39 protein-coding genes and 1 other RNA gene are annotated in these 26,222 nt (G+C 66.9%); 12 read left to right on the forward strand and 28 right to left on the reverse strand.

Translation table 11 applies throughout. The features are described 5' to 3' along the window. Positions 1-343: 343 nt before the first annotated feature. Positions 344-913 (reverse strand): type 1 glutamine amidotransferase domain-containing protein, encoded by a 570-nt coding sequence (locus tag OG432_RS10810; protein WP_328310172.1) that lies wholly within the window; start codon positions 911-913, stop codon positions 344-346. A 164-nt stretch (positions 914-1,077) separates the two neighbouring features. Here OG432_RS10810 and OG432_RS10815 point away from each other — a divergent pair, with 164 nt between their 5' ends. After that, positions 1,078-1,503 carry a hypothetical protein gene (locus OG432_RS10815; protein WP_328310174.1) on the forward strand — a complete coding sequence of 142 codons (426 nt, stop codon included), beginning with the start codon at positions 1,078-1,080 and terminating at the stop codon, positions 1,501-1,503. 322 nt (positions 1,504-1,825) lie between these two features. Here the strand turns inward: OG432_RS10815 and OG432_RS10820 are convergent, their stop codons facing one another. The 27 genes from OG432_RS10820 to OG432_RS10950 all read right to left on the reverse strand — a co-directional run bounded on the left by OG432_RS10820 (position 1,826) and on the right by OG432_RS10950 (position 17,379). Beyond that, positions 1,826-3,085, reverse strand: a complete 1,260-nt coding sequence (locus OG432_RS10820) for a tyrosine-type recombinase/integrase (protein ID WP_328310176.1) — start codon at positions 3,083-3,085, stop codon at positions 1,826-1,828. Positions 3,086-3,121: 36 nt separating this feature from the next. Beyond that, positions 3,122-3,304, reverse strand: a complete 183-nt coding sequence (locus OG432_RS10825) for a helix-turn-helix domain-containing protein (RefSeq protein ID WP_328310178.1) — start codon at positions 3,302-3,304, stop codon at positions 3,122-3,124. Then, complete coding sequence (locus OG432_RS10830) at positions 3,301-3,582, reverse strand: hypothetical protein (RefSeq protein WP_328310180.1); 282 nt, start codon at positions 3,580-3,582, stop codon at positions 3,301-3,303. Before OG432_RS10830 ends, OG432_RS10825 begins: the two co-directional genes overlap by 4 nt. A 249-nt stretch (positions 3,583-3,831) precedes the next feature. After that, positions 3,832-4,260: a hypothetical protein gene (locus tag OG432_RS10835; RefSeq protein ID WP_328310182.1), complete on the reverse strand. Its 429-nt coding sequence runs from the start codon at positions 4,258-4,260 to the stop codon at positions 3,832-3,834. Continuing rightward, positions 4,257-4,727 carry a hypothetical protein gene (locus OG432_RS10840; RefSeq protein ID WP_328310184.1) on the reverse strand — a complete coding sequence of 157 codons (471 nt, stop codon included), beginning with the start codon at positions 4,725-4,727 and terminating at the stop codon, positions 4,257-4,259. Before OG432_RS10840 ends, OG432_RS10835 begins: the two co-directional genes overlap by 4 nt. A 57-nt stretch (positions 4,728-4,784) precedes the next feature. Beyond that, entirely contained in the window at positions 4,785-5,672 is an 888-nt protein-coding gene (locus OG432_RS10845) for a deoxynucleotide monophosphate kinase family protein (protein ID WP_328310186.1), read from the reverse strand. 22 nt (positions 5,673-5,694) lie between these two features. After that, complete coding sequence (locus OG432_RS10850) at positions 5,695-6,051, reverse strand: hypothetical protein (RefSeq protein ID WP_328310188.1); 357 nt, start codon at positions 6,049-6,051, stop codon at positions 5,695-5,697. Further along, a complete protein-coding gene (locus OG432_RS10855; RefSeq protein WP_328310190.1) occupies positions 6,048-6,347 on the reverse strand; it encodes a hypothetical protein in 300 nt (99 codons plus the stop codon). The genes OG432_RS10850 and OG432_RS10855 overlap by 4 nt, the downstream gene beginning before the upstream one ends. Positions 6,348-6,383: 36 nt before the next feature. Beyond that, positions 6,384-6,953: a hypothetical protein gene (locus OG432_RS10860; RefSeq protein ID WP_328310192.1), complete on the reverse strand. Its 570-nt coding sequence runs from the start codon at positions 6,951-6,953 to the stop codon at positions 6,384-6,386. 15 nt (positions 6,954-6,968) lie between these two features. Beyond that, positions 6,969-7,382, reverse strand: coding sequence for a hypothetical protein (locus OG432_RS10865; RefSeq protein WP_328310194.1), 414 nt, complete (start codon positions 7,380-7,382; stop codon positions 6,969-6,971). A 16-nt stretch (positions 7,383-7,398) separates the two neighbouring features. Next, on the reverse strand, positions 7,399-8,691 hold the full coding sequence (locus OG432_RS10870) for a DNA cytosine methyltransferase (RefSeq protein WP_328310196.1): 1,293 nt from the start codon (positions 8,689-8,691) through the stop codon (positions 7,399-7,401). Further along, positions 8,691-9,035 (reverse strand): hypothetical protein, encoded by a 345-nt coding sequence (locus OG432_RS10875; protein ID WP_328310198.1) that lies wholly within the window; start codon positions 9,033-9,035, stop codon positions 8,691-8,693. The genes OG432_RS10870 and OG432_RS10875 overlap by 1 nt, the downstream gene beginning before the upstream one ends. Positions 9,036-9,108: 73 nt before the next feature. Further along, the gene (locus OG432_RS10880; RefSeq protein WP_328310201.1) at positions 9,109-9,405 is read right to left on the reverse strand and encodes a hypothetical protein; all 297 of its coding nucleotides are present in this window, start codon (positions 9,403-9,405) and stop codon (positions 9,109-9,111) included. Beyond that, positions 9,395-9,613 (reverse strand): hypothetical protein, encoded by a 219-nt coding sequence (locus tag OG432_RS10885; RefSeq protein WP_328310203.1) that lies wholly within the window; start codon positions 9,611-9,613, stop codon positions 9,395-9,397. Before OG432_RS10885 ends, OG432_RS10880 begins: the two co-directional genes overlap by 11 nt. Further along, positions 9,610-9,846, reverse strand: coding sequence for a hypothetical protein (locus OG432_RS10890; RefSeq protein WP_328310205.1), 237 nt, complete (start codon positions 9,844-9,846; stop codon positions 9,610-9,612). Before OG432_RS10890 ends, OG432_RS10885 begins: the two co-directional genes overlap by 4 nt. A 100-nt stretch (positions 9,847-9,946) precedes the next feature. After that, positions 9,947-10,489, reverse strand: a complete 543-nt coding sequence (locus tag OG432_RS10895; RefSeq protein WP_328310207.1) for an antirestriction protein ArdA — start codon at positions 10,487-10,489, stop codon at positions 9,947-9,949. Between the two features lie 62 nt (positions 10,490-10,551). Further along, a complete protein-coding gene (locus tag OG432_RS10900; protein ID WP_328310209.1) occupies positions 10,552-10,740 on the reverse strand; it encodes a hypothetical protein in 189 nt (62 codons plus the stop codon). 21 nt (positions 10,741-10,761) lie between these two features. Continuing rightward, an RNA gene (locus tag OG432_RS10905) (hammerhead ribozyme type II) lies at positions 10,762-10,826 on the reverse strand. A gap of 9 nt (positions 10,827-10,835) precedes the next feature. Beyond that, positions 10,836-11,183, reverse strand: a complete 348-nt coding sequence (locus tag OG432_RS10910; protein WP_328310211.1) for a hypothetical protein — start codon at positions 11,181-11,183, stop codon at positions 10,836-10,838. Between the two features lie 80 nt (positions 11,184-11,263). Continuing rightward, positions 11,264-11,578 carry a hypothetical protein gene (locus tag OG432_RS10915; protein WP_328310213.1) on the reverse strand — a complete coding sequence of 105 codons (315 nt, stop codon included), beginning with the start codon at positions 11,576-11,578 and terminating at the stop codon, positions 11,264-11,266. A gap of 13 nt (positions 11,579-11,591) precedes the next feature. After that, positions 11,592-12,026, reverse strand: coding sequence for a hypothetical protein (locus OG432_RS10920; protein ID WP_328310215.1), 435 nt, complete (start codon positions 12,024-12,026; stop codon positions 11,592-11,594). Positions 12,027-12,052: 26 nt separating this feature from the next. Next, a complete protein-coding gene (locus tag OG432_RS10925) occupies positions 12,053-12,370 on the reverse strand; it encodes a hypothetical protein (RefSeq protein ID WP_328310217.1) in 318 nt (105 codons plus the stop codon). Positions 12,371-12,447: 77 nt separating this feature from the next. Continuing rightward, positions 12,448-13,254 carry a hypothetical protein gene (locus OG432_RS10930; protein ID WP_328310219.1) on the reverse strand — a complete coding sequence of 269 codons (807 nt, stop codon included), beginning with the start codon at positions 13,252-13,254 and terminating at the stop codon, positions 12,448-12,450. A gap of 43 nt (positions 13,255-13,297) precedes the next feature. After that, a complete protein-coding gene (locus OG432_RS10935) occupies positions 13,298-13,570 on the reverse strand; it encodes a hypothetical protein (protein WP_328310222.1) in 273 nt (90 codons plus the stop codon). A 1,257-nt stretch (positions 13,571-14,827) separates the two neighbouring features. After that, positions 14,828-15,532: a hypothetical protein gene (locus OG432_RS10940; protein ID WP_328310224.1), complete on the reverse strand. Its 705-nt coding sequence runs from the start codon at positions 15,530-15,532 to the stop codon at positions 14,828-14,830. Between the two features lie 71 nt (positions 15,533-15,603). Then, complete coding sequence (locus tag OG432_RS10945) at positions 15,604-16,416, reverse strand: hypothetical protein (RefSeq protein ID WP_328310226.1); 813 nt, start codon at positions 16,414-16,416, stop codon at positions 15,604-15,606. A gap of 24 nt (positions 16,417-16,440) precedes the next feature. Next, entirely contained in the window at positions 16,441-17,379 is a 939-nt protein-coding gene (locus OG432_RS10950; RefSeq protein ID WP_328310228.1) for a hypothetical protein, read from the reverse strand. A 721-nt stretch (positions 17,380-18,100) separates the two neighbouring features. On the opposite strand from OG432_RS10950, the gene OG432_RS10955 reads away from it, so the two are divergent. The 11 genes from OG432_RS10955 to OG432_RS11005 all read left to right on the forward strand — a co-directional run bounded on the left by OG432_RS10955 (position 18,101) and on the right by OG432_RS11005 (position 26,197). Continuing rightward, the gene (locus OG432_RS10955) at positions 18,101-18,544 is read left to right on the forward strand and encodes a phage terminase small subunit (protein WP_443058365.1); all 444 of its coding nucleotides are present in this window, start codon (positions 18,101-18,103) and stop codon (positions 18,542-18,544) included. 23 nt (positions 18,545-18,567) lie between these two features. Further along, the gene (locus OG432_RS10960; protein WP_328310232.1) at positions 18,568-19,176 is read left to right on the forward strand and encodes a hypothetical protein; all 609 of its coding nucleotides are present in this window, start codon (positions 18,568-18,570) and stop codon (positions 19,174-19,176) included. A gap of 40 nt (positions 19,177-19,216) precedes the next feature. Then, complete coding sequence (locus OG432_RS10965) at positions 19,217-20,218, forward strand: terminase (RefSeq protein ID WP_328310234.1); 1,002 nt, start codon at positions 19,217-19,219, stop codon at positions 20,216-20,218. Between the two features lie 34 nt (positions 20,219-20,252). Next, positions 20,253-21,677, forward strand: a complete 1,425-nt coding sequence (locus OG432_RS10970; RefSeq protein ID WP_328310236.1) for a phage portal protein — start codon at positions 20,253-20,255, stop codon at positions 21,675-21,677. Then, positions 21,674-22,798 carry a VG15 protein gene (locus tag OG432_RS10975; RefSeq protein WP_328310238.1) on the forward strand — a complete coding sequence of 375 codons (1,125 nt, stop codon included), beginning with the start codon at positions 21,674-21,676 and terminating at the stop codon, positions 22,796-22,798. Before OG432_RS10970 ends, OG432_RS10975 begins: the two co-directional genes overlap by 4 nt. Before the next feature lie 3 nt (positions 22,799-22,801). Continuing rightward, positions 22,802-23,299, forward strand: a complete 498-nt coding sequence (locus tag OG432_RS10980; protein ID WP_328310240.1) for a hypothetical protein — start codon at positions 22,802-22,804, stop codon at positions 23,297-23,299. Positions 23,300-23,367: 68 nt separating this feature from the next. Then, positions 23,368-24,450 (forward strand): hypothetical protein, encoded by a 1,083-nt coding sequence (locus tag OG432_RS10985; RefSeq protein WP_328310242.1) that lies wholly within the window; start codon positions 23,368-23,370, stop codon positions 24,448-24,450. 75 nt (positions 24,451-24,525) lie between these two features. After that, positions 24,526-24,984 (forward strand): hypothetical protein, encoded by a 459-nt coding sequence (locus OG432_RS10990; RefSeq protein ID WP_328310244.1) that lies wholly within the window; start codon positions 24,526-24,528, stop codon positions 24,982-24,984. Continuing rightward, positions 24,981-25,316 carry a phage head completion protein gene (locus tag OG432_RS10995; RefSeq protein ID WP_099201675.1) on the forward strand — a complete coding sequence of 112 codons (336 nt, stop codon included), beginning with the start codon at positions 24,981-24,983 and terminating at the stop codon, positions 25,314-25,316. The genes OG432_RS10990 and OG432_RS10995 overlap by 4 nt, the downstream gene beginning before the upstream one ends. After that, positions 25,316-25,699 (forward strand): DUF5403 family protein, encoded by a 384-nt coding sequence (locus tag OG432_RS11000; protein ID WP_328310249.1) that lies wholly within the window; start codon positions 25,316-25,318, stop codon positions 25,697-25,699. The genes OG432_RS10995 and OG432_RS11000 overlap by 1 nt, the downstream gene beginning before the upstream one ends. Continuing rightward, positions 25,700-26,197, forward strand: coding sequence for a hypothetical protein (locus OG432_RS11005; RefSeq protein WP_328310251.1), 498 nt, complete (start codon positions 25,700-25,702; stop codon positions 26,195-26,197). Positions 26,198-26,222 lie beyond the last annotated feature (25 nt).

Consider the following 26,222-nt stretch of genomic DNA (forward strand, 5'->3'; position numbering starts at 1 on the left):
TGTGGGGTTGGCGCCCCGGGTCCATCGAGCTGCCACCGGAATTCGGCGACTGGGGACCCCAAGGCCGGGAGCGGCAGCCACGTCGGCCCCGCCCGGACGTGCGGAAGCCGGACGAGCGAAAGGGTGAGCCCTGCGAGGCAACGACGTTCCATGCGACGCCGCCGCCCGATCACGGAGGGTGCGTGACCGGGCGGCGGGCCTGGTTTCTCGGGGCTGTCTCTGTGAGGGCGACACTTCCAGCCGCTATCTCGCTCTGGACGCCGTCTCATTGGACACCGTCTCACTGGAGGCCGTCTCGCTCATACCGGATGCCGGATGCGCGAGCGCATGGGCACGGGTGCCGTCAACTCGCCACGCCGGCCAGCACGGCGTCCGTCTCCGCCAGGAACTGCTTCAGGTCGTCCGGCGTACGGGAGGTGATGAGAGGCCAGCCGTTCGCGCCGCAATTGAACACCGGCTTGTCGACCCACGTGCCGCCCGCGTTGCGGATGTCCGTGGCCACGGAGGCGTACGAGGTGAGGGTCTTGCCCTCGGCGACTCCGGCCTCCACCACCAGCCACGGCCCGTGGCAGATCGCGGCCACCGGGCGGCCCGTGCTCGCGAAGGCCCGTACGGTCTCCACCGCCTTCGGCTGGAGCCGCAGGGAGTCGGCGTTGACGGTGCCGCCGGGGATGAGAAGGAGGTCGTAGGAAGCGGGGTCGACGTCCGAGAGGGCGAGCGTCACCGGGACGGTGCGGCCCGGGTCCTTGTCGCCGACGAGCGTCTGCACCGGATCCGTGGTGACGGCGGCCACGTCCACCTCGGCACCGGCCGCTCGGAGGTGCTCGACCGGGACGATCAGCTCGTCCTGCTCGACTCCGTAGTTGGTCACCATCGCGAGAACGCGACGGCCGGCCGGCGTGTGGTCTGCCATGGTCTTTTTCCTTCCGGGAGGGAGCTGTCCTTCGAGGCGCTTTCCGCCGTACTGGTCGCTTTGCCCGGTGCGTGTGGCGCAAACCGTCGACCTGCCGGGAGGTGTGTTCTGGACCGAGGTGGAAACGTGCCCCGTACGAACCCGGACGTGAGGAGCACGACCCCATGGCATCCGACGAAGGCACCGCCGACGACGTCTATCAGCCCGGTGGCACGGTCGGTGACGAGGTCCGCGAGGACGAAGGCATCCTCGACCCCGAGGACACCCTCACCGCTCGCGCCGCCGACCCGTACGACGAGGGCTGGTCGCCGCCTGAGCGCCCCCTCGCGGTGAACCACTACGGCACCACCGCGGCGGAGCAGGCCGAGGGCGAGAGCCTGGACCAGCGGCTCGCGGAGGAGGTCCGCGATCCGGCCCTGGACGCCAGGGAGGGGGAGCCCGGTGACGCCATCGATGACGTGCCCGGCACTGACCGTGAACCGCTCCCCGACACCGACGCCCAGGCCGGGCGGCTCGAAGCCCCGGACGAGGGAGCGAGCCATGACCCCGAGGACGACGCCGAACAAGACATGCGGGACGCGTCCTCATAGCGGGACGTGTCCCCTGCAGCAGCACGCACTCACCGGGGAGCCGCTCTCGGCGGGCCGAACCCCGCGCCGCGCAGCCCCCGGTTCAACAGGTCACGGCACAGCGAAAGGGCCGGACTCAGCGGAGTCCGGCCCTTCCTCTGACACGCACGTTCCGAGATCAGCGGCGCCGTGGTGGCATGGTCACCCGCTACACGTTGAACACCCGCTACACGTTGAAGCGGAATCCGTAGTACAGGGCTCCCACCTGCGGAAACGTTCCTTCTCATGATCGCATCCAGCACAGATCCAGCACGGTAGAAACCTATCCAGCACATCCAGCACATCAGGCCACCGAGCTGTACTCGGAGCGCTCCTCCACGGCCTCGCTGGGGACCTCAACGGTAACCGGGCCCATGGCCTTCTGCATGATGGCTCGGCAGCGGTCCCACGCCTCGGGAACAAGGTGCCCGTAGATGTCGACCGTGGTCTTGATCGACTTGTGGCCGAGCCAACGCGAGACCTCGTGGATCGGGATGCCGGCCGCCAGGGCGGTCGAGGCGAAGAAGTGACGAAGCGAGTGCGGGTGGTACTTCGGCTTGCCATCAGCGTCCACCAGCCCGGCCAGCCTGCACGCCTTCCTGAAGTGGTAGCTGTAGGTGTTCGCGGTCGGCATGATCCCCTTGCCGCGCTCGCGTGGCGCGAAGAACACCTCAACTTGCCGGGCCTTGCCTGCCGCGTTCTGGAAGGTGAGCGGGATCGGGTCCCACTCCTCCACGTGGGCGTCGATCTCGTCGCAGACGAACGGCGCGGCCGGCACGTCGCGGTACTCGCCCTCTTCGCGGTGCTTGAGCGGCACGAGGCGGGTCTTGCAATCCTCGCGGTGTGCCTTCGAGCTGATCTGCCAGCGCACGCGGATGACGTCGTTGCGGAGGCAGCCGGTGTGAAAGGCGAGAGCTTCACTGACTCGCAGCCCAGCCCCTGCCTGAAGCCAGACGGTGAGCTTGTACTGCGGCGACATGTGCTCGTGCAGGAGGCGGACCTCTTCGAGGGTGGGGATCTCGTCCTCGTCGACCGCGCGCGACCCAGGAGCGTTCTTCACCTCCTTGGAGGGGTCCTCCTGGATGATCTTCTCTTCCTTGGCGGACCAGAAGATGTGCTTGACCATCTTCATGCGGTCGTACACCGTGCTGGCAGCGAGTTCCTTGCTGATGGCCGCCTTGAAGTGCTCGATGTCCCGCTTGGCGACTCCGGCCATCGTCTTGCGGCCGAGTCGGGGTATCAGGTGGTTGTCGATGAATCCGCGGTAGTTCGAGAACGTCGAGTCGCCGATCACGCGGCGGCTGAGCCAGTCCTCCACGTAGGCCCGCACGGTGATCTTCCCGGCGTTGGGGTCGATGTACGTCCCTACGCTCTTGTCGTTCTCCATCTTGCTGGCGAAGCTGTCCGCCGCCGTCTTCTTGGTGAACGACTCTTCGCGCTGGCGAGCCGTGCGCCCTCCGGGCTCTCTGTACCTAACCGTCCAGTCGTGGCCGCACCGCACCTTCTCGCAGGGGTACAGCGGACTGCGCTTGTCGGTCTTGCATCTCTGGAAAACGGTAGCCATTTGGCCCCCTCATAGTGCTGGGGCAAGGCCGTGCCGTTACCCGTAGTTGTCGTCGAGGTACGCGACGATGTCGCGCTCGCGGAATCGCAGGAGGCGGCCGACCTTCTGTGGCCGCAGTCCCCACGTTCGGTACTTGTTCTTGACGGTGATCTCGCTGACCCGCAGCCAGTCGGCCACCTCTTCCGGCGTCAGCAGCCGGTTGCTCCCGCCCGCGCTCACGTCTGGTCTCCGGATTGCCGGGTCAGCTCGTGCACTGCATTCCAGGCCGTCACCGCCGAGGCGAGGGCCTGCTTGCGCTCTACCTGGAGCCTTCGGACGGCGACCGGCAGTTGGGACGGGTCGTCGATGCCGAGGAGCTTCGTGACCCGTCCGAGCAGCTCCGCCGGGTCTTCCGCCGGAGCCTGCTGGGCGGGGCGCGAGTACACCCGGCACTCCTCGCCCGAGACGCCGAGGACCCAGCCCCAGCCGTTCGCGAGCGCCTTCTCGCTGTGTTTCACGCGGCAGCTCCGAGATACTCGGAGCGGGACAGTGTGGTCAGGTGGAAGAGACCGTGTTCGCACTGGTAGTACCGGTTCTCCCGACACAAGCCGCGACGGTGACCCTTGCGTTCTCCGACGCGGTCACGCTTCGCCTGGGCTCTCCCGAGCGCCTTCGCGGCCGTGTGCTCGTCCGGGTAGGCGCGGCCGTGGCCGCACTCGCAGCTCACAAACTTGACGGCCCTAATGGTCATGTCCGGTGTCCTTGCTCTACTTGCGAAATCGGTCGCACGGGCAGGTGGGTATCTGGCAAGCGCCCCGTGCGGCGCTTGCTGCGGAGTGAGTGAAGGGGGCATGGCCGCAGTCGGGATGCTGGCAGTAGCCCTTCCAGCCCTTCTTGCCGCCGACGTTGGCGAGCATGACCCCGGGACTATGGAGCTTGACCAGTCGGCCGGACCCGCCGATGGAGACCTTTTTCGCGAAGGCTTCGGCTTCGGCGGCGCTGCCGAACGGCGCCCAGTTCAGCCCGCGGCTTCCGTCGCTCCAGGTGTGGACGAGCGCGATCCAGTCGCGCATCTGGAGGACTTCGGCGATCTCCTTGATCAGCGCCTTGGCCATTTGGTCGGCGCTCTCGAATGAGGGGTCCTCCAAGAGCGCCTTCACCACCTCGACCTCCTCCTTGCGAGGAGTGAGCCTCACTCGCTGCCCTCGGTGTCGACGAGCTGCTCCAGTCGGCTCAGAACGGCGGCGAGCTTGTTGGAGTCCTGCTCCATGTGGATGTCGTACCGGAGCTCGTCCCAGCGCCGGAGGTTGCCGCTGGGCACGTCGCCGTTCTCGTCACGGAGCTCGTCGAGCTGGTTCTCCTGGCTCGTACGCAGCGTTCGGATGTCCCCAACGACACTGCGCAGCTCGGCCATGAGGTCGGGCAGCCGCTGAAGGCCGGCGAAGTCGGCTACCAGCATTGCTGTCTCGGGCGTCGGGTTGACGACCTCGACGGGGAACCTGAACCAGTCCGGGTCCAGCGCCACCGGGAAGCCGGTCACCTTCCAGGCTCCGTCTTGCATCTTCGTGCCGGTGTCCCCGTCCGCGTCGCGTATCTGCGTGCCGGTTGGCAGTTCATCGAGGACCACGGGGTGGCCGATGCGGTATGTCGTCGTGCTGGTCACGGGCTCTCCTCCTTCGACGCCAGTGACACTATCTCAATGAATCAGTCAGATCAACTCTTACATTCGAGTGGAGAGAAGGCACGTAGCAGACTTGTGCAGATCCGCGATCGTCCCCGTGTTGAACACGATGACGTCGAACTCCCAGTCCTTCAACGCGTTCTCACTGACGTGGTCCGCCCCACTGATCAGGATCTGCTTGGGGCGGCGCACCTCAACCACTAGGCCACCCCGGTGCTTGATGGCTTGGGCTTCATTCGGGAAGCGCACGTCGGTGATGACGACAGGTGCGTCCCAGTCCTCCTCGTCCTGGAAGAGCGCGTTGACCCACACGTCGGGGCCGAGGATGTGGCGGCCCGCCTCCGTGCCGCAGCGCTGGAGGTATCCCCGGACGGCAGGGTGCCCCTCCTTCACCCGCTCCCAGCCGTACCGGTCTACCTCGTCGGCGAGTTGGTAGGAGCCATTGATCTCGTCGTCCGGGAGCCAGGGGTTGATCTGGTAGAGGAAGTCCCGCACCTTGTCAGCGAATGCCTTGCGCTGCCAGCCCCGCTCTACGAGCGCCCTCCCGAGCTCATCCTTCCCCGCGCGAGCGGCACCCGAGAGCCCGATCAGCCGAGGGGCGACGAGCGGGCGGCTCGACCCACCGCTCAACAGCCGAGGGCCGTTCGCGCAAAGGCGCGTGGCCTTGGCTGCACGCCGGGCGTCGACCGCACGACGCTTGAACTCCTCGGCTTCGACCTCCAGGGCAGCCACCCAGGCGGGCCAGAACCGGACGGCCGGCACGCGCTCGCCCGCGATGACGCGGTGCACGGTGGACTCGGCGGTGCCGATCGCTTCGGCAAGCTGCTGGAGGCCGCCCGAGCGGGGTACGTCGACCGGGAACCCCGCCGTCGCGGCGGCCCCGGTCACCCAGGCCGCGAACTTCGGGTAGTCGGCGCGCATGGTCATTCGTTGCTCCTTGTCGTTGGGGTCAGCCTTCGTGGCTGTCGATGAGGCGGTACAGGCCGGGCGCGCGGACGTGGCCCTCGCACACGTCGCAGTCGCAGTCGTGCAGGCACGTCGGACACGGGCTCTCGTCGCAATAGGGGTCCGGCCCGTGCCAGGCGTGGGATGGGTCGGGGTCGGGGCAGTCCCACGCCTCGCATGACCGGTCCTTGGCCCACGTGGGGTAGACGATGTGCTCGCGCTGCCCGAGGAACCCGTGCACCAGCGGCTCGCCGGGGCACGGGAATATCGAACGCTTGGCGGAGGCTTCGTCGATGAAGGCGGCCCGGCAACGCAGGCACTGAAGGCGCTGCTCGGGCCGCTTACGGAGCTGGTGCCTCATGCCTCGGGGAGCAGCTCGACTTCAGCACCCATGGGGAGGGACAGGGAGTTGCGGTGGGCGGGCATGGCGCCGGGCTCGTCGGAGATGTGCAGGCGCCACTTCTTGATGCGCTTGTCCCAGTCCTGGGCCATCACGCGCTTGGGCGCGGCCAGAAGACGGCCGGCCCGGGTCACGGTGTACCCCCTGGTGTCCTTGCCGGTGGCCTTGACGCGCTGGCCGGCCTTCACGTCAGCGACCTTCCGCATCTGCGGGCTCGGCTCCGAGCTGGCCGAGTTGGTGGTGGCACTGGCAGTCATGTCACTCCTAGGTAAACTCTATCAATGGGGTCTGAATTACGCGGCGAGCATCGTCTTGCTCGTATGGGCTTCGAGTGCGGCGCGGGCCTGGGCGGCGGCCCAGCCATAGCCGTAGTGCCCCCAGCAGGAGTCGACTTCTTCCCAGGTGGACATGGTGTCGTCCGCGTCCGCCCGCAGCCAGTCGACCGCCTCTTCGACGATGTAGCCGTACACGTCGCCCTCGGCCCACGCCTCGTACTCGGTGCGCTCGGCGTCGAGGTATGCCTCGGGCAGCATCCCGAGGTCTTCGGCGTCCTCGCGCAGCAGGTACCACAGGGAGACGGGGCCGCGTGCCGGCCGCGACTCGATGACGATGGCGCCGTGGAAGATGCGGGCCCAGCGGGTGAAGATCTCGACACCTCTCCACCGGTTCCAGCTCACGCGGTCCCAGGCTTCGGCGAACGGGCCGCCGTCCTTGTCGATGTGGGCGTACTGGCCCAGGTGGGTGTCGATGGTGATCACGTGAGCCAGGTGGTCGAAGTCCTCGCGCGGGTTACGGGCGTACTCGTCGGGAACCAGGCGCACGCGGAAGCGGTGGTCGGTCGTGGTCGCGATGATGTTGTCCATGTTGGTCTTTGCAGATCAGAGGGTCGGGGCGGGGAAGTGGACAAGGCAGGAGGTCCGGCGGCAGGGGTGGCCGAGGGAGGCGATGAACTCCTTGTGCGCATCGAGTGCTTCGATCAGCCAGTCGTCGCCCTCGACGAACTCGGGGCGCTTCCCGGCCCACAGTCCGCGGGCCCATGCGATGTCGCGGACTTCGTGGAACTCGCTCGCACCGTGCTGGCGGATCACATCGATCCAGGAGGCGCGGGCGCGGTCGTACGCGGCGCGGGAGTGGTTGTATCCCGTGGCGGGATCGATGTCCTCGATCGCCACACCGGACGCGACGCAGATGGCTATGCGGGCGTCAGCCATGGATGTGAGCCGGTCGGCTTCGCAGGAGGGGCAGTCGAGGGCGCTGCGGGCGTAGTGCATCAGCAGGAGGTTGGCGCGCATGTTCTCTCTTCGGTAATCAGGCCGCGAGCGCGTGCTCAGGCCGTACGGGTTCGTGGTTATAGATCTCGGCGAGGTACTGCCGGAGCTGGTCCTCCCAGTGCTGGGACAGGAGGCTGCCGATCACGACGGCGCCCATCGGAGGAGCGACCACGTCGCCGATCTGCTGCGTGCAGCTCGACCGGGAGCCGGTCCACGGATAGCCGGGGCGGAAGCCGACCAGGAGCGCGGCCTCGTCGAGGCTGAACTTCCTGTCCTTGTCGTGCTCCCAGTACCATCCGCGGATCTTCGAGGTGATGCCCGTGGCGGCCTTGTCGGCACTCCAGCAGTTCCCTCCGGCCGTCCGCCTGACGCCCCGGGTGTTGACGCGGATGCCGGCGGGCCAGTCGAGGGCCTCGGCAGCGGTCGTGGCCGGGAGGGGGGTCTTGGGGGTGAGGGCGCTCATGTCGACGTAGGAGTGGCGGGCGGCCATGAGGAAGACACGCTTGCGACGTGAGGCGAGGCCGTAGTCCACGGCGTCCAGGACGCGGTACTCCGCGCTGCACCAGTCCGCCGACCAGAGTTCCTCGCGTATTCCGTCGAGGATGTTCTCTGGCAGGGCCGAGCTCTGCTCCATGGCCAACCAGCGGAGGTTGTCCCACCGGGCGGTCAGGGTAAGAGCCCAGATCAGCACCTCGGCGAGCAGCCCGATCCGTTCGTCGGTCATCTCGGCTATTGGCGCCCGGACCTCGTCGAGGGTGAGTAGGGGCCCGGTGAAGCCGGAGTAGCCGTCCCAGTCGGGGTCGCTACAGATCAGGCAGATGTCGGCTTCATCGCAGGGGCCGCATTCAGCGCTGTCATGCCAGTGCCCGAACGTGGCCTCGAAGGCTGCGGTGAACACGTCGAGCAGCAGGTCCTGATTCCGCGGGTCCTGCCCGGCCCTCTTGCCGGCCGGGGTCCAGCACTGGCACGGCGCCGAGACGATCAGTCCCCGCACCCAGCGCAGCGCGGGGTGTTTCGGGTCGAGGGAGCGAACATCGGCGACGATCCGCCGAAACCCTGCCGCGCGGGCGGTGGCCGAGGCGTCCTTGTGCATTTCGACGCCGACGGTGTCGAGGTCGTGTTGGAGTACGTCGCGCACTCCGACGTCCCAACCTCCGGGGCCTGCAAAGAGGTTGATGACGCGCTCGGGGTCTCCCGGCTTCGGCGGGAAGAGCCAGTGGACCGGCCAAGGCGCGGCGATCTCTTCCAGCTCTTCGGGCGTCTTGTTGCTGAGGTCCAGCTCTTCGGGGGTACCGAGCGCTCCAGCCGTGTCGAGGCGGGTGAGGGACATCAGTCCACGTCCGTCATGAGCAGGTCTGGGGTGAGGTAGGGCAGGCCGGCATTGAGGGCGTCGCGGAGTTCACTCACCGCGCGGCGGTACGCACGCAGGGCTTCCTGTGCTCGGGCCCAGTCCCCCGTGGGGAAGTCGGCGATCTCCTCCATCCACGCCAGGCAGGCCGCAGGCGTGAGGTAGGAGTGCAGGATTCCGCTCTCGTCCACGACTACCACTTCCTCCGGGTGGAAGTACGCGGTGTCAATGTCGAGTTGGTGGCCGCATTCGTCGCAGCGGAAGAGGCGGTCGGGCTGGGCCCCGTAGTTGCCGAGATGGCAGTCGCGGCAGGTCATCGTGCTCATGGGTATCCTTCGGGCGCGCCCGTCCCTCCGCGACTCCAACGGGGAGGGACGGGCGCCTTCGACGTGGGGACGGTCAGCGGTCGAGGTAGACGAGGAGCTCCTTGACGAGCCGCTCCTCGTACGCGCTGAGTTGGCGCGGCGCGGGCATGGGCTTTTCCTTGAACCAGGAGGCCGGCCAGGTATCGGAGGGAAGAGCGAGGATCAGCGCTTCGGCAGCATCGGCGAGGTTCAGCCCCGCAACGTGCTCGTCTTCCCAGGACCAGCTACGGCCGTCATCGGGCTCTTGGCGCATCGTGTCGATGGCCGCGTTCAGCTCGCTAACGAGGTGCTTGAAGCGCTCGCTGGTCCGGATGTCTCGCTCAGTTGACATCGACGAGCCTCACGACTTCAGAGATCTGGATCTCCTCGTAGATGGGGTTGAGTTCGTCCACCGATTCGTTGTCGTTGATCCAGTCGCACAGGCCGGCGTCGTCGAAGACTGCGCCGTCGTCGTCGAGGAACTCCTCCGGGACGTCTATCTCCAGCTCAACGTCTCCGTGGGTGGTGCGAGCGAGGGTGAACTTCACGAGCTTCTTCACAGGTCCGTGCCGTACACGTCAGTCACGTCGCGAGTGATGTCGTGGGCGTCGTCCGTGTCAAGCTCCTCGATCCAGGCGTCCTCGTTCAGATCGAGCCAGTCCTGAAGGGCCTCGTCGTCGTAGGCGATATCGGCGGGCACCTCAACTTCGGCCTCCACGTCGGTAATCGTCGTCTCGCTTACCTCGAAGCGGATGGTCAGGCTGATCATTTCGGGCTCGGCTATGGTCGTCATCTCGCGGTCTCCAGTCGGATTCGGATACGGCAGGAAGTGCAGGTGAGGTCTTCATCGAGCAGCTCGGGCACATGGCCGCACTCGACACATGGCTCCGCGTTCAGCACGCGTGGAAGACGTAGATGCCGCCGGGCGCCCGCTTGGCGAGGAAGCCGCCCGTGAACAGCTCGTGCGAGGCGCTGTCCCAGTCGATGTCGCGGAAGGGCCACTCGGTGAGTCGGGCCACCTCCGCAGTGTCGGAGGTCTCCTCGAACCACTCGCGGGCGAAGTCGGCCTCACTGTCGTGGAATCCGCGGTAGTCGTCCCTGAACTTCTCGACCCACTGGGCCCGGCCGGACTGCTGGCCGAACATCTCAACCCAGGACGCGAAGGCCCCGGTCTCGTCCTCGGACAGGTCGGCGAGGGCCTCGGCGATCTCGGCTGCCTCATGCGGCGAGCACTCGCCTTCCAGCGCGCCGCAGAAGTTCTCGTGGTCGAAGACCCACAGTTCCTCGTGACTGGTCGTGCGACCGTGGAGGTCTTCGGGGGTGACGAGGTTCGCTATATCGGCGTCGTACCAATCCCCGGTCAGGCGACCGCCGTTGTAGCAGGACAGGCAGCCGATCCAGACGCGCGGCCGGATGGCGGTGGGCAGGGTGAACATGTTGCTCCTTGCTGAGGATCGGGGGCCGCCGGACCGTTCGCCCGGCCCGGCGACGAGACGAATTAGCGCTCGTCGGTGCGCCGGTCGACGTACTGACGCAGCGACCGGACCGCCTCCAGGACGAGGAACGCGCCGACAGTCGAAGCCGCGAACTGCACGGTGCTCGGGTCCTCGCCGACCAGGACCCAGAAGGCGCTGGTGAGGGCGACGACCATCAAGGCGTCGAGGGCCACAGGGCCGATTCGCGTCATGGTGTTACTCCTTGTGCGCGATGCGGGCTGGCATCGTCAGGGGGGAGGGGCCACCTCCCGCCGACCTCCTTCCGGAGGTTTCGCCTTTGCGTCGGTCAGGAGTGGGCGGCGAGGTGGTTGGCGAGGTCGCGTCGTACGCCCTCCCATGCCGCGATGGCGAACTCTGCGGTGGACACGTCCAGCAGTGCCATGTGGCGTCGGGTGGTGGTCCTGGCGGTCGCCTGACGCTGCTTGGCCTCGGCGAGAGCGGCTTCGAGGTCGGCGGTGATGGTCGCCTCGGGCTTGCCCTTGATACGGGCCTCGGCGAAGCCGTTCAGGATGATCGGCAGGCCGTCGCGCATGATCCGATTGGCGTCGGCTCGGCGCATGTCGCCCTGGCGGACGTAGCGGTTGACGACCTCGCGGGCAGCCTTCTCCGCCTCCGGCGTCTTGATCTTGCTCATGTTGCGCTCCTGTTTTCGGGGCGCGGCCCTCTCGGCTCCAGCGCAGGAAGGGCCGCTAGTTACACTATTACAATGGGCTGTTAGAGAGGCTTCTTGCGTGTGCCGTCGAGCATCAGCGGCGTGTACTTCCCAATCAGCAGGGCATGCCACAGCGGCTCGTCGGCGAAGGAAACTCCAGCCCTGCGGGCCCCGGTGATGATGTGGTTGAGCAGGGCGCCCACGTCCCGCCCGTCCACGAAGGGGGCGCAGATGAAGCAGGCGTTCCACAGTCCGTCGTCCACGGGCAGCGGCGCAGCGATGCCGTCGCCTGCGGCCACCAGGAGCGGGATGTTCTCCTCGGGCACCTCGTAGAGCCAGGAGGCGGCCACGGTGCCGCAGAAGTCGCAGGGTGTCATGGCTCTCCCCCGGTCAGGACGCGAGGGCGAGCTCGACAGGCTCGGACCGCTCACCCTGGTAGTGCAGGTCGTCTTCGTCGTCGTCGCCCTCGGCGTGGCACTCCAGCCAGAGATCGGCGACATCGGGGTGGTCTACAGCGCGGAAGAACGTGGCGATCCCCTCTGCCTCTGAGCAGGTGAAGCGCTCCGCGACATGACTCGCCAACATGCCGTCGTTGAACAGGGAGGCGAACTCGCAGGCCGCATTTCGGTACTGATCGAGTCGCGACTCGATGATGTCGACCGTGTCGGCGGCATACGTCAGATACAGAGTCATTGCCTCCCGCTCCGCCCGAAGGGCACCCCACGGATTCAGGGCACAGCTCAGCCGTGACCAGACGGCCGGCATGTGGCTGAGCAGAGACTTGGTGGTCGCGAAGACCGTGTTGAGACGCTCGAAGGCACGCATGATGTGTTGCTCCTGGTGGTGGGTGTCTACAGGCAGAGCAGGGGCGGGGTGATCAGGGAGAGCTCTCCCGCGACCTCTTGGACCGAGATGCCGTGGGGCTCCCAGACGCCGCATTCGGGGTCGTCCTCGCACGGGCAGTCGCGGCGGGAAGTCTCGACGAGGGCCTCGGCGCCGAGCCGAGCGAACGACAAGGCGTCACCTTCGGTCTCGAAGCGGGTCTCATCGCGGTTGTCGTGGGTGACGACGAACTCGCCGCCCTGGTCCTGCTGGATCTCCCACAGGCCAAGCAGGTCGGCGATCTCGTTCCAGACACGCACCTCGTAGGGGCGGGTGGCGGTACGCATGTGTCCTCGCATTCGCATGAGGAGCCACCCCTCCCCGAGAGGGGAAGGCAGGGAGGGGTGGCGGTTCGGGGGAAGGGTCAGGCCGGCATGAGGGCGAGCTGACCGGGGATCTCGTTGCGCATGAACTCGCGCCCGAGATTCAGGAAGTGCTCACCGCGGCCGCAGTCGTACGCGTCACGGACGTCGTCCCAGTCCGCGTAGCCGTCCGGCTCGTTGTCGGACAGGTCCCAGAGCTGCTCGGAGGCGTGCTCGACGATGCTCTGGTGGTCGGCGTCGGTGTCGTACGGGTAGTGCAGCGCGACGTCTTCGAGGGCCTCATCGAGGTTCTTCTCGAACACATCGCGGCGCTGGTCGTAGTAGTCGTCCTCGTCGAGGAACGGGTGATCGTTCTTGACGAACTCCGCCAGGGCAACGGCCTCACGGAACGCTGCGGTGTACGTGCGGCGCCCGTTGCAGTTGCCTTCGCACTCGGCGCCGTAGCACTCGTCCTCATACGGGTCGCAATCCGGCTTGCAGCCGTGGGCGTGGGTGCCGAGACAGTCGAGCGGACAGATTTCCTCGTAGACCTGGACGAAGAGCTGGGCGGTGTCCCAGGCGCTCGCCCCTCCCCCGCACTCGTAGACGTGCTCATCGGAGACCTCGGTGTCCTCGCGGCCCGTGTCGGCGGCGGTACGTATCAGGTCGCGAGCCACCTCGAAGTTGCTCTTGTCGCCGATCCACCCGGCGGCATCCTGGCGCCACCAGAACATCTCTACGTGCGTCGGGAAGTCATCGCGGGAAGACCGGCCGGTGCACCAGGAGGGCCAGGCATGGCAGTCGTCTTCGAGCCGGGCGGCGTATGCCGCCAGCGTCTCGTCGGATGGTGTGTCGAGTCCGTGTTGCATGAGCACCCTTGCAGCTAGTTACACTATTACAAACGGACGGGCGTCAGGCGTGGAGCGTCAGCCCGAGCTCCAGACGGAGGCCCACCGACAGCGCCTCCACCGTGTCGCGCAGCACCTCGTTCTCGACCGCCGTCTCGAACGACAGGCGGACCAGCTCCAATTCGAGGTCCCTGCGGACAGCGAGCTCCGCGTTCACCGCGTCGAGCTCTCGCGCCAGAATCCAGACGCGCTCCTGGAGGTTCTGGAGCTGAGCCTCCATGGACACGCCTGCCGTCAGGTCGGACACCTTCGCCAGGGACACACCAGAAACGTTCATGTTTTCTCCATTCGGGTTGCGGCGGACACGACCCGCCTTGCAGACCGCCTCACCGATCAGCGAGGCGATAGATCACGATCGCAAGTGCAGTTCAACTATTTCAAACACATCGCAATCATGGCGCCCCCCGGCGGCTTTGCACCTACGCCCTACGGCGTCCGGGAGGCCCGGCCCGTAGGCCGGATGTTCATGGTTCGAGTGATTGGGGTGGGGCTCACTCGCGGCCCCGTTCGCCGTCTATCGTTCCGCCGTACCGCGTTCCGTTTGCCTCGCTTCCGAGGTTCCCGGTCCGTTTCCGGCCGCCCGATGGACGGTGAGCCCTGACACACTCCAGTCACATTCCTGCCGACCGATCCATCTGACCTCCTGTCCACCGCACCACAGGGCATCCTGCGGGACGGCACAGCGAGTTACGCCAGTTGAATGCGGTGCCCGACTGCTACCGGCTGGATTGACCGGTACGGGCAGCGTTCCTTACACCTGGGTGGCTGTACCCGACGGGGTTCTCGGTGCCGTCCGATCGCGCTCCCATCAAGCGGCAGGATGCCCTGCCTACGTTCGCGCTCACTTCCGGGCCGTGGTCGCCCTTCCTTCACCCCCAATGCCTGCCTCACGGCGGTAGAGGGACGGTGGTCGTGCTGTCCGCGCTGCGGCATGTAGGCCAACAGGCGGGGAGTTCGAGTGCCTGCCCGGCGGACCGGGCGGCTATGGCTCCGACCCTAGCGGATCTTCGCCGTTCGGTTCAACTCTATCAATCGCGGCTGAACTCTCCGCCTCCCCCGCCGTCCGGCGGCGCCGCTCATGCGGCCCGTTCTCAGTGGCTGGTGTGGCGTTGGCTCCGACTCTAGCGAGTCCAAGCCGTTGGTTCAACTCTTGCAATCGCTTCGAGTGACCGTCCCCGCTCTGGTCTGCCTGCCTTGCGGCTGGCGTCCCGTTGCGGCGACAGGCAGAAAGCTAGCCCATCTGGTTCAACTCTTGCAAACGCGGGCTCGAAAGCGCAGGTCAGAGGCTGTTTGGTGGGGGCTCCGGGATACTGCCTTGGGGGGTGCGGGGGGTGTGCGTGGTGCAGGCATACGCGTGCGTGCGCGACCCCCCGGCGCAGGGGTGGGGGATGACCCCCGGTACACACGCGCGCGGACCGCCCTGTCATAGCAGCTCGGATTCCGCCACGGTTCCAGGGCCGCCCAGACGGCCACACCCCGCCTACCGTCTGGGCAAGCGGGGTGAGCGGAGTGCTCGACTCTAGGCTGGCCTAGGTCACTCTGCGGCGCCGAAGCGGTTGATCCCGGCGTCGGGATTCTCGATCAGCAGCTCCAGAAGGTGCCGACCGTCCACCGCGGCCGGCAACGCGACGGGGTGCCTGGCCTCGCAGACGACGCGGACTTCTCCTGCCGGTGAGCCGAAGACCGTGTGGTTCTCCTTCGCGCCGCACGTCGGGCAGGTGACCACCTCCGTGCGGTCCGGCCCTATGGCGTACGTGATCTCGCCCCGCACCGTGAGGTCGTAGCTCTCGTCGGCGGGCCAGACCCCCTTGAGCTGCTTGAGGGCGGTTGGGCGGGACATGACGCGCCCCACTCGATCGGCGATCTTGTTCTTCGACAGGCCGCCCCACCTACATGCGTCCCGCATGGCTTCCGTCAGCTCGTCCCCGGTCCGGTCGGAAGCGAGGTCGGCGACGAGCTTCGCCTCGACCGCCGTTTCGAGGGCCTGCTCTACGGGCCCGGCTGGGGTGCTGTCGTCTATGGCGGCCCAGGCGCCGTGATCGCTCGACACCTCCACGACCGCCCGCGCGTCGGCATAGCGCTCCTCGGGTGGCGCTGCCTGCCAGCGCCTCAAGATGTCGCGGCCGAGGTCGTGGGCGGTACCGGTCCAGTCGGCAACGGTGCCGCGTTGCGCCGGAGAGCCCCATCCGTCCAGGTCGGGCACAAGGATCTCGTACTCAAAGACTGGTGAGTCCGTCATGGCATCCACTGTGGCAGTCAACGGCTTGACCAGTCAAGCGCTTTACCAGTCAAACCATTGACTACCGACTCCTAGGCGGCCTGCTGTACCTCACTCAGGTACCGGTACCCCGAGCGTGGGGAGCAGCCGAGCCGTTCCGCCAGGGTCGATCCGGTGATCTTCTCCCCTGCCACCTGCATGGCGGCGACGGTGTTTTTGACGACTGCCAGCGGGACGGCCTTCCTGGCAGCGCTTTTCCGCCGGGGCTCCTGCTCCGCCTTCTCGGCTTCTACCAGGTCGCTGGTCAGCTCGTCCGCGATCTCGTCCGCTTCGGCGGCCAGCTCGTCGGCGGCGGCTGACAGCTCCTCATACGCGTTGACGATGCCGTGGCTCTTGGCGACGAGCTCGCGGCCTGCCAGGTCGAGGACTTCTGCCAGCTCGCCCGCGAGGTAGGTGGCTGCCCCCTCCAGCTCTCGCATCTGCTCGGCGGCTGTGACTTCGGCGGTCGGCATGGCTGCCATGTGGAGCATGTGCGCCACGACGAGTGGCGGCACGGCCGAGACGGCTGCCACCAGGATCGCCGACGTTGCCATGTAGCCGCGATCAATCAGGTGTGCCACCACCTGAGCTGACAGTGCCAGGCCGAGGGCGGCGCCTGCGCCGATGGTGGCAGTGACGTGGCCGGGTGCCTTGGCACGGCGGCGAATGTCGGAGATGACAGCCGCGCAAGCGGCGTAGGCGGAGACGCACACCGGCATGAGCCATGTCGTCCATCCGTGCCAGCCTGCCAGTTCTGCCATGCGGATCTCGCCAGGGACGGACATGACGAGGGCGGCGACGAGTACGAGGGGCCTGCCAGCGGTGAAGACGACACGCGCGTACCAGGGCATGTGGATCGAAGACATGTCTTGCCTTTCAGGTACGTGGGGTCAGGCGGCGATGGCGGCGCGGCAGAGCGCGCGGCCTCGGCGGGCGGTGTCAAGGTCATCGGCCTGGTCCTCGTTGGCGGTGGTGCCAGACAGGAAGGCGGCGGCTCGGTCGAGTTCCTCTCGGCAGGCTCCGCAGACGTCACCTCGGCGGCCCTGGGGGAAGGGGGCTCGACAGACGTCGCAGCGGTCGCGGGTGTCCGGTGCCGGGGGAGCCTTGGGCGTGGGCTTGGCCGGCATCTGGTTGCGCAGGCGGTAGGTGACCAGGGCCGCAGCGGAGTCGACTCGTTCGGGGAGGCGCGTGCTGAGGACGGCGGTGATCTTCATGGTGCTGTGGCCCTCGGCGAGCCACTCGGCGGCAAGGGGCGCGAGGCGGAGTACCTCGTTCGTGCTGAGCTTGAGGCGGCTGTCGATGGCGCCGAGGTGGGCGAGGGTTGTAGCTGCCTGGCCGGTCTCGGCGTCAGCCGGGGCGGTCGGGGCGTTCTTCTCGCCGGAGGCTTCATCCTCCTCCGCGTCGACCTTGGGGGCCTTGTCGGCCTGGACCTCGGTGGAGGGGTCGGGGAGGAGGTTCTTTTTCTGGTTCTTATCCCCCTTGGGGAGATCGCCGACGTTCCGAAGCCTCGGTGCACCGACCGCCGGAATGCGGCTCATCGGCAGGTCGGAGACGTGGGTCTGCGTGCCCCACAGGCCCGTCTCGGGGTCCTGGCCGCGCTCCCGGCGCAGATAGCCCGCGTCCTCCAGGGCGCTGAACGCCTTGGCTACGGCTCGCCGGCCTTCGGAGACCTGCTCCGTGACGGTGTCGATAGTGGCCTTGGCGCCGTCCGGCATGGACAGCAGCCGGACCAGAAGGCCCACGGCGGTGAGCGACAGCCGCTCGTGTCTGGCTGCGGCGTTGGGCACGACCACGAAGGCGCGGTCGTGCCGGTTACGATGCACTCGCATCGAGAGCCAACCCCTCTCGGTGACGGCCCCGGGTAGGTGTTAGCGCACCTGCGACCCGGGGCCGTTTACGTTCTGTCCTGCGCAACGTACGACATAGTGTCACTCGTTTGCAAGACTTGAACCTAGAGCTCGGGAGATGACCCCTGTGTGACCGGCGTCACGCCGAGGAGTCTTTCCGGATCGCTCCGCCGTCTCCGTATATATAAGTAGAAGGCGCTGCCGCTAAGGCTTTCCGCTTTCTTAATTGGGCCCCTCCGGGGCCCACAGATTGAAGTCTCCAATCCCTTTCCGCCGCTGCTACCACCTGCTTTTTGGTCAGCGATTGGAGGGCTTATGGCTTGGTCTACCTCAGACCGAAGGGCTCGCCTTCCAGCGAATTGGCCCCAGATCAGGATTCGCATCCTCCGGCGTGACGGACACAGGTGCACAGCCAGAGATCAGTACGGTGTGCGATGTTCCGAGCCCGCTACGGATGTCGACCACATACAACCCGGTGACGACCATCGAGAGGCCAACCTGACATCCCTTTGCGGGTGGCATCACCGGGTTAAGAGCTCAAGGGAAGGGGCCGCGGCTCAAGCTGCCGCGCGCCGCCATGCCAGACGCAGGTTCCGCCGGACAGAAAAACACCCGGGCCTGCTTTGACCGCGCAGAGCTCCAGGCCCACGCCTGTTGAGCCGCGCCGGCCCCCGAGGACCCCTTCCCTCGGGGGCCTTCTGACTTGTGGAGGTGTGAGATCCCGGGCCCCGTACCAAACCGCGAGGCGGATCTTGCCCGCCCGCGCTCCCGAAAGGGAGCCGACGTCCAGCCCGTGGCCAAGGGCCTCATGCGCGACGTGAAAGTCCCGAATGCCGACCGGAACTGGCATCCCATCGCCAAGCGCCTCTGGGACGCCCTGAAGTCCTCGGGCCAGTCGGACTTCTACCAGAACAGCGACTGGGCCTTCGCCTACTCACTGTGCGAAGACCTGTCGTATTACAAGACGGCCGGCAAGCGAAGCGGCCAGATGCTTCAGACAATTTACTCCGCCTTCGAGCGTCTCCTCGTCACCGAAGGCGACAGACGCCGCGTGCGCATCGAACTCCACGAGCCCGAGCCGGAGGAGCAGTCCGCGGCCGTGCTCGCCATCGCCGACTACAAGAAGGATCTCGGACTCGCCGAGTAGCTCCGGGGAGGTGAGCCCACAACATGAAGGCTCCCCCGCAGCTCACCAAGGAGGAGATCGACGCCCTCGAACCGAGCTTCCTCGGGCCCACGTGGCTACGCGGGCCGGACGGCTCGTGGAAGCTCCCCGAGCACACGCTCGGGTGGCAGATCGCAGGCTGGTGCGCCGAGTTTTTGCGGGCCGACGACGGCGGGCCCTGGCGCTTCACGCGCGAGCAGCTCCGCTGGGTGCTCTGGTGGTACGCCGTCGACGAGAACGGCCGCTTCACCTACCGCAAGGGCGTCTTGCAGCGCCTCAAGGGCTGGGGCAAGGACCCGCTCTTGGCCGTGGTCTCCCTGGTCGAGTTCGTCGGCCCCTCCCGCTTCTCGCACTGGCAGAACGGGCAGCCGGTCGGCATCCCCCACCCCCAGGCGTGGGTCCAGATCGCGGCCGTCTCGCGCGACCAAACGCGCAACACCATGACCGTGATGCCGGGCCTCATGAGCGACAAGCTCATTGAGACGTACGGCATCAAGGCCGGAGCCGAGCTAATCCGTGCAAACGGCGGCCGACAGCGCCTTGAGGCGGTGACAAGTAGTTATCGCGCCCTGGAAGGGGCGCGGTCTTTAGCGATCCACGTTCGTTGTTCTTAACGAAACGCATCACTGGGTCGAGGGTAATAACGGCGACAAGATGTACGCCACCATCGACGGTAATGCTACGAAAAAGGATTCGCGCTACCTAGCGATCACCAACGCATATCTGCCCGGCGAGGACAGCGTCGCCGAGCGAATGCGTGAGGCTTTCGAGAAGATTCTCGAAGGCCGGGCTGCCGACATCGGCTTCATGTACGACAGCGTAGAGGCGCATCCCGCGACTCCGCTGACGCCGGAAGCGATTCGGATTGTTCTCCCGAAGATTCGCGGCGACGCCATTTGGCTGCGAGTCGAGACAATCCTTCAGTCGATTCTCGATACGACGATCGCGCCGAGTCGCAGCCGTCGAATGTGGCTGAACCAGATCGTCGCGTCCGAGGACGCGGTGTACTCCCCCGCCGACTGGGACGTTCTGCGGGACGACTCGAAGGTCCTCCAGCCCGGTGACGAAGTCGTATTGGGCTTCGACGGCGGCCTCCGCGACGACTCGACTGCTTTGTGCGCACTCCGCGTCAGCGATGGATTCGCCTGCGTGTTGGGCCTCTGGGAGAAGCCGGACGGCCCGGCCGGCAAGGAGTGGGAAGTCCCGCGTGATCGGGTAGACAGCGCAGTTCACGAGGCGTTCTCCACCTTCAGCGTGCAGGGCTTCTACGCGGACGTGGCTCTCTGGGAGTCGTACATCTCCGAATGGTCCGCGACGTACGGCGAGGGCCTGGCCGTCAAGGCTCCGGGAAAGGACTCAATCGGCTGGGACATGAGGACCAGCCTGAAGGCGTCGACCATGGCGCACGAGCGCCTGCTCCGTTCAATCCTCGACCGGAAAATCGTCCACGATGGCGACCGAAAGTTGCGCCGCCATGTTTTGAATGCGCGACGTCGTACCAACAATTACGGCCTGAGCTTTGGCAAGGAATCACGCGAGTCTCCGCGGAAGGTCGATGCCTACGCGGCTTTGATGCTTGCCCACGAAGCCCTTTTCGACCTTCGAGCCCGAGGCCGGAAGACCCGTATGCGCACCGGGCGAGGCTATTTCCTTTAATTGATTGACATAGTTTATCTGAGGCGGTGATGTTGTGGTCTTCGCTGCCTCGCCCCTCGCGCTCGCACGAGAACTTCTGGCCATCCTGCATCGAGACGGCGACCGTCTGCGTCACATCGATGACTACCTGCACGGTCGGCACTCGGACCCCTACATGCCGCCCCAGGCCGATGACGAGTACAGGCTCCTGGCGCGGCGCGCGGTCTCGAACTGGATGCCCCTGCTTGTCTCGACCCCGGCCCAGGCCCTCTACGTGGATGGCTATCGTCCAGGTTCGGGAACCTCGACTTCGTCCGAGCCGGACTCGGAGACTCCCGAGTGGGAGCACTGGCAAAGGTCCCGTCTCGACGGCCGCCAGGCCGCCGTCTACCGGGGCGCGCTGACGTATGGGCACGCCTTCACCGTGACGGAGCGAGGCCGCTCCGGGGACGTGGTCACCAAGGGGCTCTCCGCCCTCAAGACGAGCGCTCTCTATGAGGACCCGGCCAACGACCACACACCCCATGCGGCATTGACCGTGACGACGTGGCCGCAGGGCGACCAGCCGGGCACCGCCCGGCTGTGGGATGCCAAGCGGGAGTATGTGGTCACCTTCCGGTCGCTGAGCGATGAGAAGTCGGTGCGCCTCCAGGGCGGCACCCTTCACGGTTCTTCGGAGTGCCCGGTCACGCGCTTCGCCGCCTGGGTCGACCTGGAGGGAAGGACCCTCGGCGTCATCGAGCCGATGATCTGTGTCCAGGACCGCATCAACCAGACGGTGTTCGACCTCTTGCTGGCCCAGTCCTACGGCAGCACGAAGGTGCGGACGGTCACGGGCATGGCCCCTCCGGTCCAGCGCGATCCGGAGACGGGCGAGCCGGTGCTCGACTCCCAGGGCAACCCGATCCCGGTGCGGATCAATCACAACAGTCGCCGATTCCTCTTTGCCGAGGACCCCGACGTCAAGTTCGGCTCGCTGGACGAAACCCCGCTCGGGGGCTTCATCGACAGCATCGAGATGAGCATCCGGCACCTTAGCGCCCTTGCCCAGGTGCCCCCGCAGACGATCTTGGGACAGATCGCCAACCTGTCTGCGGAGGCCCTTCAAGCCGCCGAGGTGTCCCTCAGCCGGATGATCTCCGAGGTCCGCACGGGCTTCGGCGAGTCCTGGGAGAGGGTCTTCAGGCTCGCGGGCGAACTGGCCGGCAACGCGTCCTCCGCCGAGGACTTCCGCGGCGAGGTCGTCTGGCGCGACATGGAGTCGCGCAGTCTCGCCCAGTCGGCAGACGCCCTTGGCAAGCTCCGCACTCAGCTCGGCATCCCCGAGCGCGGCCTGTGGCGGCGCGTCCCGGGCGTCACGCAAACCGAGCTGGAGGACTGGGAGCAGATGCGCGAGGACGACGACTCGGTGGGCCAGCTCGCGGGTGCCCTCAACCGCGCAACCCCCGATGAGGCGGCGCCGATCGAGACGGCGGCGTGACGCGCCCCGTCAGGCAGGCCGAGACGGACGAGGTGGCGGCGGCGTTCCACGTGGCGCTGACGCAGATCGGCGTGCAGACCACGGCCGAGGCGCTGACCCTGTGGGCGGATGTGCCGACCGATCTGCGGGCCGCCACCGCTGGGGGCTGGCTGCGGCGGGCGATCTCTCTGGTCATGGGCCGCAGGCGCCAAGCGCGGGATCTGGCTCGCGCCTACTTTCGGCTTGCCCGTGCCCTTCAGACCGGTACGACGGTCGCCGACCCGTACCACCCGGAACCGGAGCACGTCACGCTCGGCGATCTGCGCCGCGAGTTCGCTGCGCTGGCCGGCACCTCCACCCCTTCCACCCCGCGTGCGAACGAGGGCGCGACCGGCAAGTCCGGGGAAGCCTCGCAATCGCGCGGGAAGAGTCCACACCCTGTGGAGGAGGACGTCCCGGCGGCCTCGGAGAAGGACGAGCACCAGGAGCTCGACGACGGTGACGACGACTGGGAGAAGATCCTCGTCGAGGAGCTGGAGGGACTCCGGGAAGAAGAGGAGCGCATCGAGCGCGCGGCCGAAGATGAGCTGCGCACGGTGCTCGATGCCCTCGGCACGCAGAACCTGAACAGGCGACTCGCCGAGGTCGACGACCAGCAGTCAGCTAAGGCCGCCGATGCCGCTCGCGCGGAAGCACACCGGCAGGCAGGAGCCCGGCAGGCAGCCGCGGCCTCACGGGTGGCGATGAACGGCGCCCGGTCCTCGAACTGGATGCACATGCGCCGTGACCGGCGAGCCCTCGGGTACGTCCGCCTGTCGCGTACCGGCACCCCGTGCGGATGGTGCGCCATGCTCATCAGCCGAGGCCCGGTCTACAAGAGCGAGTCGGCCGCCACTTTTGCGGACGGCGACAAGTTTCACGACAACTGCCACTGCTACGCGATGCCGGTCTGGAATCGGGATCAGTACCAGTCGAGCGAGCTGACCGCGCTGTCGCGGCAGTACGAGGCCCTGTGGCCAAAGGTCACGAGGGGCCACACCGGTAAGGACGCGATCAGCGTCTGGCGCCGGTTCATCCGCCAAAAGCAACGAGCCGCAGCCCAGGAGGCGCGGCAGACCACGAACACGACCCAGGAGGCGTGACCCGTGACCGAAGAGACCAGCACCCAGGCCGAGGCGACCACGCCCGAGCAGGAACAGACCCCGGCGGCCGAGCAGCCCGTATCTACCGAGACGGCCGAACCGTCCGGCGAAGACGCCCTCCCCGAGTGGGCGCGCAAGGAACTGGCCAAGGTTCGCGGCGAAGCCGCGAACTACCGCACTCGCCTGCGGGACGCCGAGACCAAGCTCGGCGAGGCCAAGGACCCAGCGGAGATCGAAGCGGCCGTCGCCGAGCTCAAGGCGCAGAACGCCGAGCTGGAGCGCTCCATTCTGCGGTCCAGCGTCGCCCGCCGGCATGAGCTCCCCGATGATCTCGCGGACGCGCTGCGCGGCGAGGACGAAGCTGCGCTCGAAGCGCATGCGAAGGTGCTAGCCAAGTACGTCTCGGCCCCGCTTCCCCCGTCGCTCGGTGGCGGCCTGACGCCCGACGACGGAGACGGAGAGATGGACCCGCGCAAGCTCGCGCGTCTCACCCGTCGCTGATCTGAGTCCTCACCCCCATTAGCTACGCCTCCGGTTCCCGGGGGCTTTTTTATGCCCCAGGAGGCTTAGTGACAGCGGAACATCAGGTAGTCAAGCCTGAGAAGCTGATCAACACCGCTATCGGGATGCTGGAGCAGGAGCTCCTCGTGCCGAACCTCTTCACCAAGGAGGGCGTGGACCGCTTCAAGGGCGCCAAGAACGACACGATCAACGTCACGGTCGAAGGCGTCCTGCCCTTCCACGACTACGAGTGGCGTTCCGGTTCTGCGGGCAGCTCCACGCCGGGCACCCGTCAGCGTGTCGTGTTCGACGAGTACGCCGAGCGGACCATCCCCGTGACCTTCGGCGGCAACGTCTACAACGGTGTGAAGCTCACGGACGAGCAGGCCGACTTCGACATCCACCAGTGGGGCAAGCTCCTGCGCCCGCAGGTGAAGGCAATTGCGCGCGGCCTGGCCCGCCGAGCGGTGAAGACCCTGGTCGAGCAGCCCTACGCGGTGACGGTTGGCAACGCCGAGAAGTCCATGCGCAAGGCGATCATTGAAGCCCGGCGCGTGATGAACAAGTTCAACGTGCCCGAGGGCAACCGTTACATGGTCGTCGGATCGGACTTCGAGACCGTACTGCTGTCCGACCCTGACCTGAACCTTGCCTCCAACGTTGGTGACGGGCAGGCGGAATCCGCCCTGGTGAACGCCACGCTCGGCAACCGCTACGGATTCCGGTTCATCGTGGATCAGACCATCCCGGCCGACTCGGCATTCGCCTTCTCCCAGTCCGGCTTCATCTTCGCCTCGGCGGCCCCCTCGGTGCCGCAGTCTGTTCCGTTCGGCGCCACCACGAGCTTCGAGGGCCTGGCCCTGCGCTGGCTGCGGGACTACGACAGCGAGTACTTCCAGGACCGCAGCATCGTCAACTGCTACCAGGGCTTCCGCTCGGTCAAGGACGTGCTCGTCGGCTGGGACCCGGCCAAGGAGAAGGAAGTCATCTCCACGCAGGAGCACTTCGTGCGAGGTATCCGGCTGACTCTCGACGGCAAGAGCGACTACCCCGAAGTGGGCTCCGAGCTCGCGACCATCACCGGCGTCTCCGCCGCGAAGGTCTTCACCCCGACCGGCCCGGCGGCCGAGACCGACCCGGCCAACGCCTGATCGCGACACAGCGGGCCGCGTGACCTGGAAAACCAGGCGCGCGGCCCGCCGGCCTTTGCGAAAGGAGGTCGTCGGTTGGCGTACGCCACCCTCGACGAGCTCAAGACTCGTCTCGACTGGGAGCTCGACGACGATGAGCTCCGCATCGCGGCCGGTGCCCTGGAGGATGCCTCCGACCTGGCCGCCGCCCACGGCCGCGACTGGCCCGAGGAGCACCCGCCCCGGCTGGTACGCACCCTCGTCCTCAAAGCCGCAGGGCGCTACCTACGCAACCCGCATGGCTATACGCAGAGCCGGGCCGGTGACGAGACGCTCGCCTGGAGCGATGCCCACGGTCGCGACGCCGGGTCCGTGTACTTCACCCGCGAGGAGATCAAACTCCTCGAAGGGCTGGCCGGCACTCGCCCGACCCTCACGAGCGTGATCGTCTCTGCCTGGGACTCACGCGACCGGCCCAGCCGCGCGGGGCTCGTGCCCGTCGACTACGACGGAGCCCCCTTCCCCCTGTTCCCCAACGACAGGGGGCCGTGGTGAGCATCCAGCGACGGCGCGGCCAGAAGGCCCGCGTCTGGCGAACCGTCGAGGTCACCGACTCACGCGGCAACACGGTCACCATGGCCGACCCGCACGGTCCTATCGAGGTACGAGCGGCGTTCGTCCCTCAGCGCTCGGCCCGCGCCGAAGTTCCTGGCCAGCAGGAGATCAACGTGACGCGGATGATCGTGGACGCACATCTAGAAGGCGTCTCTCTATGGTCTCGCGTCGAGTACGCGGGCCGCCAGTGGGACATCGTCTCGCCGCCCGCGTATCACCACGGCGACCGCCGCACTCGGCATTGGTCGATCGACATCCGGGAGCGGCCCTGATGGCGAAGGTCTACCAGAGCGTCAATGGTCGGAAGATCGAAAAGTACATCGCCGTGAACGAGGGCGTGCAGGCCGAGTTGACGGCCCGTGCCTTCGAGATCGCCGTGCGCGCCGAGGAGATCCTCGTGCAGCACCGTGCGGACGGCCACGCCGAAATCGACGTCGAGGCAGGCGACAACAACCGGTACGTAATTCTCTCGGATGATCGCGGCCAGAAGGCTGCCCTGTCCATTGAGTACGGCCGCGCGGAATCCGTCATCGTCCGCAAGGACAAGAACGGCGGGAAGTACCTGGACGTGCTCCCGGCGATGGACGGCCTCTACATCCTTGCTACCGCCTCGAATTTGCCCAAGAAGCGGAAGGGCAAGGTGAAGCTCGACTAAGTGGCCGGCATACCCGATCACATCAAGGCCCTGGCCGAACTGTCGCCCGTCGAAGACCTGCTCCTTGCGATCCTCCGCAAGGGCCTGCCGAGCATCCGAGTGAAGTCCCTCATCGACCGCCACGAACAGTTCCCGCTGGTACTGGTGCGCCGTGACCCCACGTTTGGCCAGTGGGCGGCCGACACGCGTTTCACGGACGCGGCCCGCGTAGTCGTGAACTGCTTCGCCGAGGACCCGGACGGCGACTCCGACGCCGCGATTCTGTCCGAGGCCGTGCGCGTGGTCCTGCGGGACTCCTGGCTCAACCATGAAGTCGTTCCCGGCCGAGGCCACATCACCCGGGTCGACATGAACTCCTCCCCTCGTCGGGCGAGTGACTGGGCCACGGCAACCGGGCCCGTGCAGTACGCGGACCTACCCACGGGCGTGTGGCGCTACGAGTCGGTGTACGACATCCAGATCCGCAAGCCGCGGACGCGCCCTTTCCCCCTCCCGTAATCCATCCCGCACGCACCCCAACACG

It is taken from the genome of Streptomyces sp. NBC_00442 (assembly GCF_036014195.1).
Classification (GTDB): Bacteria; Actinomycetota; Actinomycetes; order Streptomycetales; family Streptomycetaceae; genus Streptomyces.